Below are 19,358 nucleotides of genomic sequence, written 5' to 3'. Positions count from 1 at the left end.
GAGCTATTTACACCGCGTCCACCGCCGATGCCGCTGCAGCCGCGCTGGATGATCTCGATGACGAGTGGGGGCGAGCCTATCCGGCGATGATACGTTTGTGGCGTAACGCCTGGACCGAGTTCATGCCGTTCCTCGACTACGACATCGAGGTCCGGAGGGTGATCTGTACGACGAACGCGATCGAATCGTTGAACGCCCGCTACCGGCGAGCGGTCCGAGCGCGAGGGCATTTCCCCAGCGAGCAGGCCGCGATGAAATGTCTGTACCTTGTCACCCGCAGCCTCGACCCGACCGGACGAGGCCACACCCGATGGATGATGCGCTGGAAGCCAGTCCTCAACGCCTTCGCCATCACTTTCGGTGACCGCTGGCCGGGCGCCGAGCACTACTGACAACATCGCCGGAACCACCGTTCTCGTTACAGACCCGAGACCAGGAGCGCGGGGGCGGCGGACTGTTCGGCCTGTTCGGAGGTGGATCGTGATCGGCTCCAGCGGTCGCGTCGGCCGGGTGTCGGCGCTGCTGACGGCCGTGGCGCTGTTCGCGGGTGGCTGCGGCGCGGTGGACGGCGGTCTCCGGGGCATCCCGCTGCCCGGTGGCGCGAACCTGGGCGACGACCCGTACTCGGTGCAGATCGAGTTCGCCGACGTCGTCGACCTCGTCCCGCAGTCGATCGTGCGCGTCGGTGACGTGCCGGTCGGGGCGGTCGAGAAGGTCGCCGTCGAGCCGGGGTCGTGGAACGCGCTGGTGACCGTGTCGGTGAACCGCGACGTCAAGCTCCCGGCCAACGCGACCGCGCGGGTCCGCACGACCTCGCTGCTCGGCGAGAAGTTCGTCGAGCTGTCCCCGCCGACCGTTCCCGCCGAGGGCGACCTCGCCCAGAGCGGGAAGATCGGGCTGCAGGCCAGCGGTCGCGCCGCCGAGGTCGAGGAGGTCCTCGGGGCGCTGTCGCTGCTGCTCAACGGCGGCGGCGTGGCCCAGATCCGGACCATCTCCACCGAACTCAACAACGCGCTGTCCGGGCGCGAGCCGCAGATCCGCGGTCTGCTGGACAACCTCGACCGGCTCGTCGGCTCGCTCGACAGCTCCAAGGACGACATCAACCGGGCACTCGACGGGCTCAACCGCCTGTCGGCCACGCTCGCCGAGCGTCGGCCGCAGATCGAGAACGCCCTGCAGAACATCAGCCCCGGCCTGCGCGAACTCGAGGCCCAGCGCACCCAGCTGGTCGGCATGCTGCAGGCGCTCGACCGGCTGTCCGGCGTCGCGACGAACGTCGTCAACCGGTCCCGCGACGACCTGCTCGCCGACCTGGAGGCGCTGCGCCCGGTGCTGCGGAACCTGGCCGACTCCGGCCAGAACCTGCCGGACTCGCTGCAGCTGCTGCTGTCGATCCCGTTCACCGACGCGGCCACCGACGCCGTCGCCGGCGACTACGCCAACCTGTACGCCAAGGTCGACCTGGACCTCGGGTCGATCCTGCGCAACATCCTCAACTCCAACCAGCTCGGGCTCCCGCTCGACCCGACGCAGCTGGCCCAGCTGCCGCCCACCGCGCAGCTGCTGACACCGCTGCTCGGCGCGACACCGCGGCAGCCGGACCCGGCCGTCCCGGGTGCGCCCGCGCTGCCGCTGATCGGGACCGAGCAGCCCACCACCGCGCCGGCGCCGCCCGCATCGGGCACCGCGCCGGCCACCCCGGCGCCGTCGGCGACCCCGACCCCGACGCCGAGCCCGACGCCGGAGCGGGGCTCCGGTGGCGGCGGCCTGCTCGGCGGACTCTTCGGAGGCGGATCGTGATCACCAAGACCGTCCGCTGGCAGCTGATCGCGCTGGTGCTCGTCACCGTCGTGGCGGTCGGCTACGCGGGCTTCCGCTATGCGGGTCTCGACCGCATCTTCGGTGCGACGACCTACCCGGTGACGGTGCAGCTCGCCGACTCCGGCGGGATCTTCACCGGTGCCGACGTCACCTACCGCGGCGTGAGCGTCGGCCGGGTCGGTCAGCTGTCGCTGACCGCCCGCGGCGTCGACGTCCAGCTGGACATCGAGAACTCCGCGCCGTCCATCCCGGCCGACGCCCGGGCCGTCGTCGGGAACCTCTCGCCGATCGGTGAGCAGTACGTCGACCTCCAGCCGGTCGCCGACGGCGGTGAGGCGCTCGCCGCCGGCTCGGTGATCCCGCAGGACCGCACCCGGACCCCGGTCCAGATCAACACCTTCCTGACCGAGCTGGACCAGCTCGTCTCGACGGTGCCGAAGGACTCGTTGCAGACCGTCGTCCGCGAGCTCGGCCAGGGCTTCGAGGGCACCGCGCAGCCGCTGCAGCAGCTGCTCGACACCACCGGGGAGTTCACCCGGGCCGCCACGGACGCGCTGCCGCAGACGGCCGCGCTGATCCGCGACTCCCGCCCGGTGCTCACCACGCAGAACGAGGTGGCGCCGCAGTTCCAGGAGTTCAGCCGGGGCCTGCGCGAGGTCACCGAGCAGCTCAAGCAGTCCGACCCGGACCTGCGTCGGATCATCGACGACGGCCCGCGCCTCGGCGACCAGGTCAGCGGCCTCCTCCGGGAGAGCGGCCCCGGGCTCGGCGAGTCGATCGCGAACCTGAGGACGGTGACCGAGCTGCTGGCCCCGCGCCAGGCGGGCCTGCGTCAGCTGCTCGTGACCTACCCGGGCCTGGTGTCCGTCGCGCCGAAGGTCGTGCCCGGCGACGGGACCGCGCACCTCGGCCTGGTCGTCAACATCGCCGACCCGCCGGTCTGCACCCGGGGCTACGAGGGCACGCCCAACCGCGGTGGCCTCGACGTCTCCGAGCGACCGGTGAACGAGGACGCCCGCTGCGCCGAGCCCCCCGGCAGCCCCACCAGCGTGCGCGGAATGCAGAATGTGCCCAGGCCCCAGCCGCTCGAGGTGCCGGACTACTCCGGCAACTCGGGGTTCGGCGGCCACGGTGACGGTCAGCACGGCGGCGGCGACCCCGTCGACGGGCCGGCCCCGCGGCCGAACGCCGGGTCGCTCGGCGACGACCGTGCCGAGCGGGTCGCGACTCCGGGCCTGGTGACGAGCTTCGCCCAGATCCTGGGCGGTTGAGCACGACGGTCGTGCCCCGTCCGGGGCGCGACCGGCACGACGGCCGGGCCACACCCGGGCCCGGCCGGCACGACGACCGCGGGGGACCGCCGTCCGCCGGACGACGCGGACCCCCACGGCCGGCCCACGGCCGCCCGGTGCGGTCGCCGAGCGGCTGTGCCCCCGCAGCCGGGAGGAGGAACGCTCCCCGATGAACACCGACGTTGCCGGCTCCGACGCCGACACGAAGGCCGACCCGACGGCCGACACCCCCGACGGTGCCGCGCCCGTGGAGCCTGCCACCGGCCGGGACGGTGGCCAGGCCCCGCCCGGACCGCCCGCCAGGGCGCTGCCCGTGGCCGCCGTCGTCGCGGCGGTGCTCGCGGTCGTGCTGGGCTGCCTGTGGCTGTTCGCGCTGAACAGCGACGCCACCCAGGTCGCGCAGGCCCGCGACGCGGCACTCCGTGACGCCCGCCAGGCGGTGATCAACCTGAACACCCTGGACCACAAGCACGCCCAGAAGGGACTGGACCTGTGGATCCAGTCCTCGGCCGGGTCGGTCCGCGACGAGTTCGTGTCCAACCGTGACGCCTACGCCAAGCTGGTCACCGACCAGAAGCGCACCACCACCGCGACCGTCACCGACGCCGCGGTGACCGAGGTCGACCCGCGCGCCGGGACCGCCCGGGTGCTCGCCGGCGTCGACGTGACCGTCACGCCCGAGGGCGGTCAGCCCACCGTGACCCGCCAGCGCATCGAGCTCGGCATGGTCCGTACCGACGACGGCTGGAAGGTCGACGCCCTGGAGCCGCTGGTCACCCCGGGCACGGGCTGACCCTCCGGCCCGACCCCCGGCCCCCGGCGATGCCCCGCACCGCCCCGCACCCAGGTCGACCACCCCAGGAGGTCACCGCATGTCCACCCCCCGCCGCCGCCCCGCGGGCGGCATCCGCAGGCCCCAGGTCGCGGGCCGCCCGCGCACCCGCACCGACGAGCCCGACGAGGAGGAGACCGGCACCGGCGGTGTCGCCCTCGACGAGCGCTCCGGTGACGCGGTCCCGTCCGCCGCCCCGGTCCGCTCCGGCAACGCCGGGCGCACCGACACCCCCGGCACGACCGACGCCTCCGACCCGGCCGACGCCGGCGACGCGGACGATGCCGGTGCGGCCGACGCCGACGGCACCCCGCGCCGCCGGTCGTTGCTGTCCGCCCCGACGACCCGGCGCGCGACCGGGCTGCTGCTCGCCGTCACGGTGCTGCTCGTCGCGGCCGCCGCGTTCTTCGGCGCCGAGTGGTACCGCACGACCTTCACCGGCTCGGCGGCCAACACCGCGCTGAGCGACGTCGGCACCACCACGCAGGTCAGCGAGCAGGTCGGCGAGGCGATCACGAAGGTCTACTCGTTCGACTACGCCCGCCTCCAGCAGGCCGAGGACGACGCCCGCGCCGTCATCACCCCGGGCTTCCAGCCGGAGTTCGACAAGATCTTCGGCAGCGTGAAGGACCTCGCGCCGCAGCAGAAGGCCGTGGTCACCGCCACGATCCCGAAGCTCGCCGTGGCCAGCATCGACGGGGACCGCGCGACCGTCTACGCCTTCGTCAACCAGGTCATCCGGCGCCAGGCCGACGGCGGTGCCCCGCAGGAGGGGGCCGCGGCGGCCCGGCTGCGGGTCGACGCCCAGTTCGTCGACGGCCGCTGGAAGATCTCCGCGATGACGCCGGCCTGACCCGGCCCACGCGCCCGCGACGGTGCCCCGCACCCCCGGTCGACGGGGGTGCGGGGCACCGGCGTATGGTGGTCCACGATCCACCGAAGACCGCAGGTCCGCGCCCGGGTTCCGGGTGCACGAAGGTTCCGGGAACAACCGGACGGCCCGCGCAGGAGGACGAGGCGACACCGGGCGCGAGAGTGCCCCACGAACTTCCGACGCCCCGTGCTGCTGCGCACGGGGCGTTCGTCGTCTCCGGGGTCGGAGTGGGAACTGCGTCGGTGGCACCCCCAAGCACGTTCCACGTGCACGAGACCGACCCCCGAGAGGAGGGCAGCGATGGCAGCACCTGAGAAGGTCGCAGCGGTCGAGGAGATCACCAACCGCTTCCGCGAGTCGGACGCCTCGGTCGTGACCGAGTACCGCGGGCTCAGCGTCGCCAAGCTGACCCAGCTGCGCCGGGACCTGGGTTCGGACGCGAACTTCCGCGTCGCGAAGAACACCCTGGTCAAGCGCGCGGCGGCGGAGGCCGGGGTCCAGGGCCTGGACGACCTGCTCGCCGGCCCGACGGCCATCACCTTCATCAAGGGTGAGCCCGTCGAGGCCGCGAAGGCGATCAAGCAGTTCGCGAAGGACAACCCCGGTCTGACGATCAAGGGCGGGTACATGGACGGGCGCGCCCTGTCCACCGCCGAGGTCGAGCAGCTGGCGGACCTCGAGACCCGTGAGGTCCTGCTGGCCAAGCTGGCCGGCGCGATGAAGGCCAACCTGTCCAAGGCCGCCGGGCTGTTCAACGCCCCGGCCTCGCAGGTCGCCCGCCTCGCGCAGGCGCTGGCCGACAAGAAGGCCGAGTCCGGCGAGTCCGCCGCTCCGGCCGAGGCCGACGGCGACTCCGCCGAGAGCTGACCACCACCCCCATCTGTCTTTCGTAGAAAGGACCGCCACCATGGCGAAGCTGTCCACCGACGAGCTGCTCGACGCCTTCAAGGAGCTCACCCTGCTGGAGCTCTCGGACTTCGTGAAGAAGTTCGAGGACACCTTCGAGGTCACCGCGGCCGCCCCGGTCGCCGTCGCCGCCGCGGGTGCCCCCGCCGCCGGTGCCGCCCCCGCCGAGGAGGAGAAGGACGAGTTCGACGTCGTCCTCGAGGCCGCCGGTGACAAGAAGATCCAGGTCATCAAGGTCGTCCGCGAGGTCGTCTCGGGCCTGGGCCTGAAGGAGGCGAAGGACCTCGTCGAGTCCGCGCCGAAGCCGCTGCTCGAGGGTGTCGCCAAGGAGGCCGCCGAGGCCGCCAAGACGAAGCTCGAGGAGGCCGGCGCCAAGGTCTCGCTCAAGTGACCTGAGCACCGCTCGCACGACGGGGCGCCGACCCACCGGGTCGGCGCCCCGTCGTCGTTCCGGCGGTCAGGTCCGTTCGCGGGCCCGCAGCTCGCGGCGCAGCACCTTGCCCGTGACGGTCTTGGGCACCTCGTCGAGCAGCTCCACCTGCCGCGGGTACTTGTAGGCCGCCATCCGCTCCCTGGTGAAGGAGATCAACTCCTCCGGGGTGACCGAGGCACCCGCCCGCAGGGACACGAAGGCCTTCACCGTCTCGCCCCGGTACTCGTCGGCGACGCCGACCACCGCGGCCTCCCGCACGGCGGGGTGCTCGTAGAGGACGTCCTCCACCTCGCGCGGCCAGACCTTGTAGCCGCCCGCATTGATCTGGTCCTTCTTCCGGTCGACGATGTAGAACCAGCCGTCGGCGTCCATGTAGCCGACGTCCCCGGTGTGCAGCTCCCCGTCGGGGATCGCCCCCGCCGCCTCCTCGGGCTTGTTCCAGTAGCCCGCGACGACCTGCGGCCCGGACGTGCAGATCTCCCCGATCTCGCCGGGCGGGAGCTCCGCGCCGTCGTCGTCGATGATGCGGACGACGGTGCCGTAGATCGGGACTCCGACCGACAGCGCCCCGGAGGCGGAGTCCACCGGCCCCTGGGTGCCGATCGGCGTGGCGTGCGACGGGGAGGTGGTCTCGGTCAGCCCGTAGATGTTGTGGATCCACAGCCCGAACGCTTCGTGGAAAGCGGTGACCGTCGACGGCGGGATCGGCGCCCCGCCCGAGCAGATCGTGCGCAGCGACGCGAGCGCCTCCCGGTCGGCGTTCGGGGCGTTCATCAGCGCGATGAACACCGTGATCGCCCCGACGGTGAAGGTCGGGCGCTGCTCGCGGATCACGTCGACGCCGAGCGAGGGCTCGAACCGGTGGAACAGCACCAGCGGTGCTGCGAGGTACTGGGCCACCGTGACGTGCGCGATCAGCCCGGTGATGTGGAACAGCGGGGCGATGCCGAGGACGACCTCGTCGTCGCCGAGGCCGCACCAGGTGGCGTAGGCCTGGCTGGTGAAGACGACGTTGCCGTGGGTGTTCATCGCGCCCTTGGGCGGCCCGGTGGTCCCCGAGGTGTAGGTGAGGAACGCGGTGTCCCCGGCGCTGAACGACACCGGCGGGGGAGCGGTGCCCCGGTGCGCGCCCAGGAACGCGCCGAGGTCGGTGACGTCGTCGCCGGACAGGTCCGGACGCGCGGCGGCGGGCAGTGCGCGTGGGTCGTCGCGGGTCTGGAACTCGCGCTCGGAGGTGGTGAGCACGGTGCGCACGCCGGACGGCCCGGCCAGCACGGTCCGCGCGACGCCGTCGTAGAGCGACTCCAGGCAGACCAGCACCGACGACCCGGAGTCGCGCAGCAGCAGCTCCAGCTCGCGTTCGCGGTTCATCGGGTTGATCGACACCGCGATCCCGCCCGCCTTCCAGGTGCCGACCAGGCCGAGGACGAACTGAGGCACGTTCTGCAGGTACATCGCCACCCGCTCGCCCGCGGTGAACCCGCCGGCGAGCAGCCCGGCGGCGAAGGCGTCGCTGAGCTCGTCGAGCTCGCGGTAGGTGAGCGCACCGTCGAAGTAGCGGAGCGCGTCGCCGTCGGGGTGGCGCGCCACCGCGGCCCGGAACATCGACAGCGCGTCGGTGTGGTCCGGGGTGATGTCGTACGGCATGCCCTCGGCGTAGCGGGACAGCCAGGGGCGGTCGGCGTAGGACATCAGCGGATCACGATCGGGTTGACCGGTGCCCCCGTGCCGTTGACGACCTTCAGCGGGGCGGCGGCGTAGAGGAAGCTCCACCGGCCGTCGGCGGCGCAGGCGTCGGCGAGGTCGTCGAGCCAGGCGATCTCGGTGAGGGCGACGCCGAGGTTGCGCATCAGCGCGCAGTGCAGCGGGAGCGCGACGCCGGTGTGCGGCTCGCTGGTCACCTCGTTGGCGATGGTGTCGGTGACGAGGTTCGGGATCTCCTTGCGCTGGAACCACTCCACGAGCTCGCGCGAGTAGGTGAGCCCCGGCTCGGTGAAGTCGGTGTAGAAGGTGGCCGGGTCGTTCAGCTCGTACCAGTACTTCATCCATCCGGTGCGGATGACGAGCACGTCGTGCGGTTCGATCGTGACGCCCTGCGCCCGTGCTGCGGCCTCGAGGTCGGTGTGGTCGAAGGTCTCGCCCTTGTCCAGCCACTCCTTGCCGCGGTGCCGGGCCATGTCGATGAGCACCCCCCTCCCGACGACGCCCTTCTCCGCGATGGGCAGCACCGACGCCCGGTCCATCGCCTCGACGGTGGAGCGCGCGTCGTAGCCGTTCCAGAGCTTGCCGTCGTACCAGACGTGGCCGAGCGCGTCGTACTGCGTGGAGCCCTGCAGGAAGATGAGCGCGGTGTCGTCGGCGTAGTGCAGCCCACCGGGGAACTGCGGCGCGTCGGCCGAGTCCCAGGTGGCCTCGTCCATGACGTTCTGCCGCTTGATGCCCTCGCGGCCCGGCCACAGCGGGTCGCCCGGTGACTCGGTGCGTCCCATGTGGATCTGCAGGGTGAACACCTCGCCCGAGCGGACGTGCCGCACGCCGCGGAGGACCTCGCCCGCGTCCAGGTAGTTCAGGCAGCCGAGCTCGTCGTCGGGACCCCACTTGCCCCAGTTGCTGGGGGCGTCGTCGCCGAGGAGCTCGCGCATGGGAGGAGTGCTGTCGGACATCGTCGTCCTTTCGTCGCCGTCGGCCGTCACCGACCTGTGACCGATCGTTGGCGCCCCGACGACACCGTGTCAACCGTCACGCGGATCGACCTGAACGGTCGTCGATGGACCGGTCGTCCCGGCAGGATGACCGCTCGTCGACGAAGTGGGACTTGACTCGGTGCGGCGCGCAGGTCACTCTTGGGCAACGGTGGTTGCCTGCATGCTGGAATCGGCGACCTGTCTCGACAGCTGCGCTCGCAGCGTCTATAGTCATTCTTTGCGCTGTCTGCGTCCAGGCTCACGCGCTCATGACCGGGGAAGACTTCCGGACCGATCCGTCGGCCGCCGGAGAGGGTTCGGCGGACATGGGTACGGGGGTTCGGTCGTCCGTCAGTGCCCGACAACAGACGGCGTGCGACGTGGCCGGCTACCGGCTCGCGATCCGGGGGGCACCCCGATCGGATCGAGGGAGACGGTAGCGCCCGCCACCGGCGCACGCCAGACGAGAAGCGCAGTTCTCGGAAGGACGCATCTTGGCTGTCTCCCGCGCCGCCGCGACCACCTCGACCCTCTCCGCTTCGGCGAACCCGAACTACCCGGGCGCACCCACCCGGGTCACCTTCGCGAAGATCGCCCAGCCGTTGGAGGTCCCCGACCTTCTCGACCTGCAGATCCAGTCCTACGAGTGGCTGGTCGGCAGCGAGGCCTGGTTCCAGCGCCGGATCGAGGCCGGTGACGAGCTTCCGGTGAGCGGTCTGGAGGAGATCCTCACCGAGATCTCGCCGATCGAGGACTTCTCCGGGTCGATGTCGCTGTCCTTCTCCGACCCTCGCTTCGACGAGGTCAAGGCCTCCGTCGAGGAGTGCCGGGACAAGGACATGACCTACGGTGCCCCGCTGTTCGTGACGGCGGAGTTCACCAACAACACCACCGGTGAGATCAAGTCCCAGACGGTCTTCATGGGCGAGTTCCCCGTGATGACCGACAAGGGCACGTTCATCATCAACGGCACCGAGCGCGTCGTCGTGTCGCAGCTCGTCCGTTCGCCGGGTGTCTACTTCGACCACGCGATCGACAAGACGACCGAGAAGGACGTCTACTCGGTCAAGATCATCCCGAGCCGGGGTGCGTGGCTGGAGTTCGACGTCGACAAGCGCGACACCGTCGGTGTCCGCATCGACCGCAAGCGCCGCCAGCCGGTCACCGTGCTGCTGAAGGCCCTGGGCTGGACCGCCGAGCAGATCGGTGAGCGTTTCGGGTTCTCCGAGACGATCATGACGACGCTCGAGAAGGACAACACCGCGGGCCAGGACGAGGCGCTGCTCGACATCTACCGCAAGCTGCGCCCCGGCGAGCCGCCGACGCGCGAGTCGGCCCAGGCGCTCCTGGAGAACCTGTTCTTCAAGGACAAGCGCTACGACATGGCCAAGGTCGGTCGCTACAAGGCCAACAAGAAGCTCGGTCTCGACATCGACAACTCGGTCGGCACGCTGACCGAGGAGGATGTCGCCACCACCATCGAGTACCTCGTCCGGCTGCACGCCGGCGAGACCACGATGACCGTGGGTTCCGGTGACTCCGCGCGGGAGATCCCGGTGGAGACCGACGACATCGACCACTTCGGCAACCGGCGCCTGCGCACCGTCGGCGAGCTGATCCAGAACCAGGTCCGGGTCGGTCTGTCCCGCACCGAGCGGGTCGTCCGCGAGCGGATGACCACCCAGGACGTCGAGGCCATCACGCCGCAGACCCTGATCAACACCCGGCCGATCACGGCCGCGATCCGGGAGTTCTTCGGCACCTCGCAGCTGTCGCAGTTCATGGACCAGCACAACCCGCTGGCCGGACTGACCCACAAGCGTCGTCTGTCGGCGCTCGGCCCGGGTGGTCTGTCCCGTGAGCGCGCCGGCATGGAGGTCCGCGACGTCCACCCGTCGCACTACGGCCGCATGTGCCCGATCGAGACCCCCGAGGGTCCGAACATCGGTCTGATCGGCTCGCTGGCCTCCTTCGCGCGGGTCAACCCGTTCGGCTTCATCGAGACGCCGTACCGCAAGGTCGTCGACGGTGTCGTCACCTCGCAGATCGACTACCTGACCGCCGACGAGGAGGACCGCTTCGTCGTCGCCCAGGCGAACGCCCAGCTCAACGAGGACGGTTCCTTCGCCGACGAGCGCGTGCTGGTCCGCCGCAAGGGCGGCGAGGTCGACCTGATCTCGCCCTCGGGTGTCGAGTACATCGACGTCTCGCCGCGCCAGATGGTGTCGGTCGCGACGGCGATGATCCCGTTCCTCGAGCACGACGACGCGAACCGCGCGCTGATGGGCGCGAACATGCAGCGTCAGTCCGTGCCGCTGCTGCGCTCGGAGTCGCCGCTGGTCGGTACCGGCATGGAGCTGCGTGCCGCCGTCGACGCCGGTGACGTCGTCACCGCCGAGTCCGCCGGTGTCGTCGAGGAGCTGTGCGCCGACTACATCACCGTCATGGACGACGAGGGCCAGCGTCAGACCTACCGTCTGAACAAGTTCCGCCGCTCGAACCAGGGCACCTGCAACAACCAGAAGCCCATCGTCGACGAGGGGCAGCGGGTCGAGGTGGGCCAGGTGCTCGCCGACGGTCCCTGCACCGAGAACGCTGAGATGGCGCTGGGCAAGAACCTGCTCGTGGCGATCATGCCGTGGGAGGGCCACAACTACGAGGACGCGATCATCCTGTCGCAGCGCCTCGTGCAGGACGACGTGCTCACCTCGATCCACATCGAGGAGCACGAGATCGACGCGCGCGACACGAAGCTGGGCGCCGAGGAGATCACCCGGGACATCCCGAACGTCTCCGAGGACGTGCTGGCCGACCTCGACGAGCGCGGCATCATCCGGATCGGCGCCGAGGTCCAGCCCGGCGACATCCTGGTCGGCAAGGTCACGCCCAAGGGCGAGACCGAGCTGACCCCGGAGGAGCGCCTGCTCCGCGCGATCTTCGGTGAGAAGGCGCGCGAGGTCCGCGACACCTCGCTGAAGGTCCCGCACGGCGAGAACGGCAAGGTCATCGGCATCCGGGTCTTCTCCCGCGACGACGACGACGAGCTGGCCCCGGGCGTCAACGAGCTGGTCCGCGTCTACGTGGCCCAGAAGCGCAAGATCTCCGACGGCGACAAGCTCGCCGGCCGGCACGGCAACAAGGGCGTCATCGGCAAGATCCTCCCGCAGGAGGACATGCCGTTCCTCCCGGACGGCACGCCGGTCGACATCATCCTGAACACCCACGGTGTGCCGCGTCGTATGAACATCGGCCAGATCCTGGAGACCCACCTCGGGTGGATCGCCAAGTCCGGCTGGGAGATCGAGGGCAAGCCCGAGTGGGCGGCGCAGATGCCAGAGGAGCTCTACTCGGTGCCCGCCGACACGAACACCGCGACGCCGGTGTTCGACGGTGCGCGCGAGCACGAGATCACGGGTCTGCTCGGCTCGACCCGCCCCAACCGGGACGGCGAGCGGATGGTCGGTCCGGACGGCAAGGCGCAGCTGCTCGACGGCCGCTCCGGTGAGCCGTACCCGTTCCCGGTCGCGGTCGGCTACATGTACATCCTGAAGCTGGCCCACCTGGTGGACGACAAGATCCACGCCCGGTCGACCGGCCCCTACTCGATGATCACCCAGCAGCCGCTGGGCGGTAAGGCGCAGTTCGGTGGTCAGCGCTTCGGTGAGATGGAGTGCTGGGCGATGCAGGCGTACGGCGCGGCCTACACCCTGCAGGAGCTGCTGACGATCAAGTCCGACGACGTCGTGGGCCGCGTGAAGGTCTACGAGGCGATCGTCAAGGGCGAGAACATCCCGGAGCCGGGGATCCCCGAGTCGTTCAAGGTGCTCCTCAAGGAGCTGCAGTCGCTCTGCCTGAACGTCGAGGTGCTCTCCAGCGACGGTGCGGCGATCGAGATGCGGGACGCCGACGACGAAGACCTCGAGCGTGCCGCGGCGAACCTGGGCATCAACCTGTCCAGCCGCCCGGGCTCGGAGTCGATGACCGTCGACGACGTCGTCAACTGACCCCCGTCCGACCAGCCGCCCTTTAAACGAAGAAACAGAGGACATACGTGCTCGACGTCAACTTCTTCGACGAACTGCGCATCGGCCTGGCCACCGCCGAGGGCATCCGCCAGTGGTCGCACGGTGAGGTCAAGAAGCCCGAGACCATCAACTACCGCACCCTGAAGCCGGAGAAGGACGGGCTCTTCTGCGAGAAGATCTTCGGTCCGACCCGGGACTGGGAGTGCTACTGCGGCAAGTACAAGCGCGTCCGGTTCAAGGGCATCATCTGCGAGCGCTGCGGCGTGGAGGTCACGCGCGCCAAGGTGCGTCGTGAGCGGATGGGCCACATCGAGCTGGCCGCCCCGGTCACGCACATCTGGTACTTCAAGGGCGTCCCGAGCCGGCTGGGCTACCTGCTCGACCTGGCTCCCAAGGACCTCGAGAAGATCATCTACTTCGCGGCGTACGTGATCACCTCGGTGAACACCGAGCTGCGGCACAACGACATGTCCACGCTCGAGAACGAGATGAGCGTGGAGCGCCGCCGGGTCGAGCAGACCCGCGACGCCGACCTCGAGGCCCGCGCCCAGAAGCTCGAGCAGGACCTCGCCGAGCTCGAGGCCGAGGGTGCCAAGGGCGACGTCCGCCGCAAGGTCAAGGACGGCGGCGAGCGCGAGATGCGCCAGCTGCGCGACCGCGCCCAGCGCGAGCTGGACCGGCTCGACGAGATCTGGACGACGTTCACGAAGCTCGACGTCCAGCAGCTCATCGCGGACGAGTCCATCTACCGCGAGCTCTACGACCGCTACGGCGACTACTTCACCGGTGCCATGGGTGCCGAGGCGATCCAGAAGCTGCTGGAGAACTTCGACATCCCGGCCGAGGCCGAGAAGCTGCGCGAGATCATCCGGTCCGGCAAGGGCCAGAAGAAGCTGCGTGCGCTCAAGCGTCTCAAGGTCGTCGCGGCGTTCCAGACCACCGGCAACTCGCCGATGGGCATGGTGCTCGACTGCGTCCCGGTCATCCCGCCGGACCTGCGCCCGATGGTGCAGCTCGACGGTGGCCGCTTCGCGACCTCGGACCTGAACGACCTGTACCGCCGGGTCATCAACCGGAACAACCGCCTCAAGCGACTGATCGACCTCGGCGCGCCCGAGATCATCGTCAACAACGAGAAGCGGATGCTCCAGGAGTCCGTCGACGCGCTGTTCGACAACGGCCGTCGCGGCCGGCCGGTGACCGGGCCGGGCAACCGCCCGCTCAAGTCGCTGTCCGACCTGCTGAAGGGCAAGCAGGGCCGGTTCCGCCAGAACCTGCTCGGCAAGCGCGTCGACTACTCGGGCCGTTCGGTCATCGTCGTCGGCCCGCAGCTGAAGCTGCACCAGTGCGGTCTGCCCAAGCAGATGGCGCTGGAGCTGTTCAAGCCGTTCGTGATGAAGCGCCTGGTGGACCTCAACCACGCGCAGAACATCAAGTCGGCCAAGCGGATGGTCGAGCGCGGCCGCTCGCAGGTGTGGGACGTGCTCGAGGAGGTCATCTCCGAGCACCCCGTGCTGCTGAACCGTGCGCCCACGCTGCACCGTCTCGGCATCCAGGCCTTCGAGCCGCAGCTGGTGGAGGGCAAGGCCATCCAGCTGCACCCGCTGGTCTGCGAGGCGTTCAACGCGGACTTCGACGGTGACCAGATGGCGGTGCACCTGCCGCTGTCGGCCGAGGCGCAGTCCGAGGCCCGGGTCCTGATGCTGTCGTCGAACAACATCCTGTCCCCGGCATCGGGTCGCCCGCTGGCGATGCCGCGTCTGGACATGGTCACGGGTCTGTACCACCTGACCCGTCTCCGCGAGGACGCCCACGGCGCCGGGAACCACTACGGCTCCGCGGCCGAGGCGATCATGGCCTACGACCGCAAGGTCCTCCACCTGCAGGCGCCGATCAAGATCCGGCTCCCCAACGTCACGCCGACCCCGGGCGCCGCGGCCGAGACCGTGACCGAGGACGGCGTCTGGACCGCGGAGACCACGCTCGGGCGGGTGCTGTTCAACGAGCTCCTGCCGGCGGACTACCCGTTCGTCAACGAGCCGCTGCCGAAGAAGCGTCAGGCCACGATCGTCAACGAGCTGGCCGAGCGCTACTCGATGACCGAGGTCGCGCAGGTCCTGGACCGGCTGAAGGACGCGGGCTTCTACTGGGCCACGCGCTCCGGCGTCACGATCTCGATCGCCGACGTGCTGGTCCCGCCGGCCAAGGCGGGCATCCTCGAGGAGTACGAGGCGAAGGCCGACCAGATCAACAAGCGCTACCAGCGTGGTGCCCTGTCGCACCAGGAGCGCAACGACGAGATGGTCAAGATCTGGAGCCGGGCGACCGAGGAGGTCGCCAAGGCGATGGAGCAGAACTTCCCCGAGGACAACCCGATCCCGACGATCGTGCAGTCCGGGGCCGCGGGCAACATGACCCAGATCCGCCAGCTGGCGGGTATGAAGGGTCTGGTCGCGAACCCCAAGGGCGAGTTCATCCCGCGTCCGATCAAGGCCTCGTACCGCGAGGGTCTGTCGGTGCTGGAGTACTTCATCTCCACGCACGGCACCCGTAAGGGTCTGGCGGACACCGCGCTGCGGACCGCGGACTCCGGGTACCTGACCCGTCGTCTGGTCGACGTGTCGCAGGACGTCATCGTCCGCGAGGTCGACTGCGGCACCGAGCGCGCCATCCCGATGGCGGTCACCGAGGAGACGAGCGACGGTCGGTTTATCCCGCACCGTTACCTGCGCACCTCGGTGTACGCCCGGACCTCCGGCGAGGAGATCACCGGGCCGGACGGCACGGTGCTGGTCCGCAAGGGCGACGACCTCGGCGACACCGTGCTCGACGCGCTCGTCGCCGCCGGTGTCAAGACGGTCCGGGTCCGGTCCGCGCTGACCTGCGCCTCGGCCACCGGTATCTGCGCGATGTGCTACGGCCGCTCGATGGCCACCGGCAAGCTGGTGGACGTCGGCGAGGCCGTCGGCATCGTCGCCGCGCAGTCCATCGGTGAGCCGGGCACCCAGCTGACGATGCGTACGTTCAAGCAGGGTGGCGTCGCGGGCGACGACATCACGACCGGTCTGCCGCGTGTCACCGAGCTGTTCGAGGCCCGGGTCCCGCGTGGCAAGGCGCCGATCGCCGACGTCGACGGCCGCATCCGTATCGAGGACGGCGACCGGTTCTGGAAGATCACGCTGATCCCGGACGACGGCGGCGAGGAGATCGTCTACGAGAAGCTGTCCAAGCGGCAGTGGCTCGGGATGACCACCGTCGACGGCACCGAGCGTCCGCTCGCGGACGGCGACCACGTGACGGTCGGCCAGCTGCTCCTCGAGGGCATGGCGGACCCGCACGAGGTGCTGCGTGTCATGGGCCCGCGTGAGGTGCAGCTGCACCTCGTGCGTGAGGTGCAGAAGGTGTACCGCACGCAGAGCGTGGACATCCACGACAAGCACATCGAGGTCATCGTCCGGCAGATGCTGCGCCGGGTCACGATCATCGACTCGGGTGCGACCGAGTTCCTGCCCGGCGCACTGGCCGAGCGGGGCGAGTTCGAGTCCGAGAACCGCCGGGTCGTCGCCGAGGGGCTGGAGCCGGCGTCGGGCCGTCCGGTCCTGATGGGGATCACCAAGGCCTCGCTGGCGACGGAGTCGTGGCTGTCCGCGGCGTCGTTCCAGGAGACCACCCGCATCCTCACCGATGCCGCGATCAACGGAAAGCGCGACAAGCTCGTCGGGCTCAAGGAGAACGTGATCATCGGTAAGCTGATCCCGGCCGGTACCGGCATCAACCGGTACCGCAACATCCAGGTCCAGCCGACCGAGGAGGCCCGCGCGGCCGCCTACGCGCTGCCGAGCTACGACGACGGCTACTACAGCCCGGACGTCTTCGGCACGGGCACCGGTGCCGCGGTGCCGCTGGACGACTACGACTTCGGTCGCGACTACCGCTGAGGTAGCCGCTCGGTCCGGACCCGCGACGGTGGGTCCGGACCGTGACCGAGGAGGTCCCGGACGGGGCCGGACATCGCTCTCCCGTGGCGGTGACCGGCCCCGTTCGTGCGTCCGGGGCCTGTGCCCCGGTGCGGGTCTCAGCGCAGGCAGTCCGCGCGCAGGGCCGAGCCCAGCGCGCGCAGCGAGGCGTCGGCCTCGGCGAGCAGCCCGGCCAGGGTCGGGAAGGCGTGCCACATGCCGGGTGCGCGCTCGTAGGTGACCGGGGTCCCGGCCGCGCGGGCACGCTCGACGAGGGTGTCGGCGTCGTCGACGAGGATCTCGTCGGCGCCGGCGACGACGTGCAGCGGCGGCAGCCCCGCCAGGTCGGCGTCCAGCGGCAGGAGCTCGGGGGCCCCGGTGTGCGGGCCCGCGTAGTCGGCGACGGCGTCGGGCAGCCACGACGGGTCCAGCATCGCATCGGAGGCGACGTTGCGGGTGAGCGCGTCGGCGGTGCAGGACAGGTCCAGCCACGGCGAGATCAGCCCGATCGAGCCCGGGAGGTCCTCACCGGCGGCGCGCAGCCGCAGCAGCAGCGACATCGTCAGCCCGCCGCCCGCCGAGTCGCCGGCCACCGCGATGTGCCGGGCCGGGATCCCCGCGGCGCGCAGGGCGGTCCAGACGGCGTACGCGTCGTCGAGGGCGGCCGGGAACGGGTGCTCCGGCGCGAGCCGGTAGTGCGGTGCGAGGACGGCGCTCCCGGTGGCGTGCGCGAGCCCCGCGAGCAGCGGCCGGTGCGAGGCCGACGACCCCACGAGGTATCCGCCGCCGTGCAGGTAGAGCACCCGGTGCGGGGCGACTGGCCCGGGCGGTGCGACGACCGCGGTGGGCACCCCGCCGAGCGTCCCGAGGCTCCGGCGGGTGCCGCGGGGGAGCGGGAGGGACGCCCCGACCAGGTCGAGTCCACGCCGTCGGAGGGCGACGGGTAGTGTGGGACCGAGCAAGGGTGCGATGAGTGCTCGCGTGGCGAGGCGGTTGACGGCCGTCGGCAGGTGCATACCGGACCGTAACCGTCCCTCCGTCGCCGTCGTCCACAGGGTGATCCACACCGTGACCGACACGGCGGGATCCCGCTGGGACACAGTCATCGCCCACCACCGATCCGACCGCGACGAGCGGCCGTCGATCTGCGACGAGCGGGTGAGTCCGCTTGCCAGAGGCGGCGTCGTGCGGCATCGTCGGGTCACCACAGGTCTCCTCCGGAGTGTCATCCCGGGGGATCCGAGGTCCATCGAAGCCCCCGATGGACCCGAAGGCAGGTCCGAGGCGAACGCCCGGAACGGACCCGCTTTGACCGCCTTGAAGAGGGCCGGGTACTCTCGTGTTCTGTGCTCGGCTCCGGTCGGGCAGGTCCGCGTGTCCCGTGGTGTGCACCGATCCGATGGTTCCGACCCTCAGGTCTGTGGTTGCGCCCCGGAGCAGGGCACGCCGGACGTCCCGACAGCCTCCGCGGGGCCCTTCCGGCCCCGAGCGTGCCCGGGACGACACGCCCGACCTCGGGGTCCGGCGCGACGGTGGCGGAGTCCGGTGAGAGCCGGCAGCCACGCCGGCGCCCGGAGTCCGGGACACCGAACCACGATCACCAGTGTCACGGCGAGCAAGACAGTCGAGCCACGTCGACGGGAAGAAGTAGACGGTTCATGCCCACGATCCAGCAGCTGGTCCGCAAGGGCCGCGAGGACAAGGTCTCCAAGACCAAGACCGCCGCGCTGAAGGGAAGCCCCCAGCGCCGCGGGGTCTGCACCCGCGTGTACACCACCACGCCCAAGAAGCCGAACTCGGCCCTGCGCAAGGTCGCCCGTGTGCGCCTGTCCAGCGGCATCGAGGTCACCGCGTACATCCCCGGTGAGGGCCACAACCTGCAGGAGCACAGCATCGTGCTCGTGCGCGGTGGTCGTGTGAAGGACCTCCCCGGCGTGCGCTACAAGGTCATCCGGGGGTCGCTGGACACCCAGGGCGTGAAGAACCGCAAGCAGTCCCGCAGCCGCTACGGCGCGAAGAAGGAGAAGAGCTGATGCCCCGCAAGGGCCCCGCCCCGAAGCGTCCGCTGGTCTCGGACCCGGTCTACGGCTCGCCGCTGGTCACCCAGCTGGTGAACAAGGTCCTCAAGGACGGAAAGCGGTCGCTCGCCGAGCGCATCGTCTACGCCGCCCTCGAGGGCACCCGTGACAAGACCGGCACCGACCCGGTCGTCACGCTGAAGCGCGCTCTCGACAACGTGAAGCCGGCCCTCGAGGTCCGCAGCCGCCGCGTCGGTGGCGCGACCTACCAGGTCCCCGTCGAGGTCCGTGCCGTCCGGCAGACCACCCTGGGGCTGCGTTGGCTGGTCACCTACTCCGGTCAGCGCCGCGAGAAGACCATGGTCGAGCGCCTCATGAACGAGCTGCTCGACGCCAGCAACGGCCTCGGCGCCAGCGTCAAGCGGCGCGAGGACATGCACAAGATGGCGGAGTCGAACCGCGCCTTCGCCCACTACCGCTGGTGACCGGCCGACCGTCGGGCGCCATCTCGCGATCG

The 19,358-nt window shown here is 70.5% G+C and carries 14 protein-coding genes; 11 read left to right on the top strand and 3 right to left on the bottom strand.

The annotated features are described in order from the left end of the window. The 7 genes from FVA95_RS17660 to rplL form a co-directional block, all read left to right on the top strand. On the top strand, positions 1-392 hold a 392-nt coding region (locus FVA95_RS17660; protein WP_193564307.1), incomplete at its 5' end, for a transposase. 88 nt (positions 393-480) lie between these two features. After that, positions 481-1,800, top strand: coding sequence for an MCE family protein (locus FVA95_RS17655; RefSeq protein WP_149665177.1), 1,320 nt, complete (start codon positions 481-483; stop codon positions 1,798-1,800). Then, positions 1,797-3,092, top strand: a complete 1,296-nt coding sequence (locus FVA95_RS17650) for an MCE family protein (RefSeq protein WP_149665176.1) — start codon at positions 1,797-1,799, stop codon at positions 3,090-3,092. Before FVA95_RS17655 ends, FVA95_RS17650 begins: the two co-directional genes overlap by 4 nt. A gap of 190 nt (positions 3,093-3,282) precedes the next feature. Next, positions 3,283-3,906 carry a hypothetical protein gene (locus FVA95_RS17645; RefSeq protein WP_149665175.1) on the top strand — a complete coding sequence of 208 codons (624 nt, stop codon included), beginning with the start codon at positions 3,283-3,285 and terminating at the stop codon, positions 3,904-3,906. 79 nt (positions 3,907-3,985) lie between these two features. Then, complete coding sequence (locus FVA95_RS17640; RefSeq protein WP_149665174.1) at positions 3,986-4,798, top strand: nuclear transport factor 2 family protein; 813 nt, start codon at positions 3,986-3,988, stop codon at positions 4,796-4,798. Positions 4,799-5,119: 321 nt separating this feature from the next. Continuing rightward, positions 5,120-5,686, top strand: a complete 567-nt coding sequence (gene rplJ / locus FVA95_RS17635) for a 50S ribosomal protein L10 (RefSeq protein ID WP_020622230.1) — start codon at positions 5,120-5,122, stop codon at positions 5,684-5,686. A 40-nt stretch (positions 5,687-5,726) separates the two neighbouring features. Further along, a complete protein-coding gene (rplL, locus tag FVA95_RS17630; protein WP_020622231.1) occupies positions 5,727-6,116 on the top strand; it encodes a 50S ribosomal protein L7/L12 in 390 nt (129 codons plus the stop codon). 66 nt (positions 6,117-6,182) lie between these two features. Here the strand turns inward: rplL and FVA95_RS17625 are convergent, their stop codons facing one another. Together FVA95_RS17625 and FVA95_RS17620 are read right to left on the bottom strand one after the other, a co-directional pair. After that, on the bottom strand, positions 6,183-7,850 hold the full coding sequence (locus tag FVA95_RS17625) for an AMP-binding protein (protein WP_149665173.1): 1,668 nt from the start codon (positions 7,848-7,850) through the stop codon (positions 6,183-6,185). Further along, positions 7,850-8,800 carry a cyclase family protein gene (locus tag FVA95_RS17620; RefSeq protein WP_240051557.1) on the bottom strand — a complete coding sequence of 317 codons (951 nt, stop codon included), beginning with the start codon at positions 8,798-8,800 and terminating at the stop codon, positions 7,850-7,852. Before FVA95_RS17620 ends, FVA95_RS17625 begins: the two co-directional genes overlap by 1 nt. 536 nt (positions 8,801-9,336) lie before the next feature. Here FVA95_RS17620 and FVA95_RS17615 point away from each other — a divergent pair. Both FVA95_RS17615 and FVA95_RS17610 read left to right on the top strand, forming a co-directional pair. Next, complete coding sequence (locus FVA95_RS17615; RefSeq protein ID WP_149665171.1) at positions 9,337-12,846, top strand: DNA-directed RNA polymerase subunit beta; 3,510 nt, start codon at positions 9,337-9,339, stop codon at positions 12,844-12,846. Between the two features lie 47 nt (positions 12,847-12,893). Next, complete coding sequence (locus FVA95_RS17610; protein ID WP_075333892.1) at positions 12,894-16,805, top strand: DNA-directed RNA polymerase subunit beta'; 3,912 nt, start codon at positions 12,894-12,896, stop codon at positions 16,803-16,805. 137 nt (positions 16,806-16,942) lie between these two features. Here FVA95_RS17610 and FVA95_RS30875 read toward each other — a convergent pair whose 3' ends face one another. Then, positions 16,943-17,674 (bottom strand): alpha/beta hydrolase, encoded by a 732-nt coding sequence (locus FVA95_RS30875; protein WP_161992340.1) that lies wholly within the window; start codon positions 17,672-17,674, stop codon positions 16,943-16,945. Positions 17,675-18,481: 807 nt separating this feature from the next. On the opposite strand from FVA95_RS30875, the gene rpsL reads away from it, so the two are divergent. Together rpsL and rpsG are read left to right on the top strand one after the other, a co-directional pair. Next, a complete protein-coding gene (rpsL, locus tag FVA95_RS17600; protein WP_020622943.1) occupies positions 18,482-18,856 on the top strand; it encodes a 30S ribosomal protein S12 in 375 nt (124 codons plus the stop codon). Continuing rightward, the gene (rpsG, locus tag FVA95_RS17595; RefSeq protein ID WP_020622942.1) at positions 18,856-19,326 is read left to right on the top strand and encodes a 30S ribosomal protein S7; all 471 of its coding nucleotides are present in this window, start codon (positions 18,856-18,858) and stop codon (positions 19,324-19,326) included. Before rpsL ends, rpsG begins: the two co-directional genes overlap by 1 nt. Positions 19,327-19,358 lie beyond the last annotated feature (32 nt).

The sequence above is a fragment of the Pseudonocardia sp. EV170527-09 genome (genome assembly GCF_008369905.1).
Classification (GTDB): Bacteria; Actinomycetota; Actinomycetes; order Mycobacteriales; family Pseudonocardiaceae; genus Pseudonocardia.
The sequence above is the reverse complement of the archived record's forward strand: the minus strand, read 5'-3'. Positions and strand labels throughout refer to the sequence as shown.

Coding starts and splice junctions, on each gene's coding strand:
- FVA95_RS17640 (WP_149665174.1), top strand. CDS start 3,986: ATGTCCACCCCCCGCCGCCGCCCCGCGGGCGGCATCCGCAGGCCCCAG.
- rplL (WP_020622231.1), top strand. CDS start 5,727: ATGGCGAAGCTGTCCACCGACGAGCTGCTCGACGCCTTCAAGGAGCTC.
- FVA95_RS17645 (WP_149665175.1), top strand. CDS start 3,283: ATGAACACCGACGTTGCCGGCTCCGACGCCGACACGAAGGCCGACCCG.
- rpsG (WP_020622942.1), top strand. CDS start 18,856: ATGCCCCGCAAGGGCCCCGCCCCGAAGCGTCCGCTGGTCTCGGACCCG.
- rplJ (WP_020622230.1), top strand. CDS start 5,120: ATGGCAGCACCTGAGAAGGTCGCAGCGGTCGAGGAGATCACCAACCGC.
- FVA95_RS17625 (WP_149665173.1), bottom strand. CDS start 7,850: ATGTCCTACGCCGACCGCCCCTGGCTGTCCCGCTACGCCGAGGGCATG.
- FVA95_RS17620 (WP_240051557.1), bottom strand. CDS start 8,800: ATGCGCGAGCTCCTCGGCGACGACGCCCCCAGCAACTGGGGCAAGTGG.
- rpsL (WP_020622943.1), top strand. CDS start 18,482: ATGCCCACGATCCAGCAGCTGGTCCGCAAGGGCCGCGAGGACAAGGTC.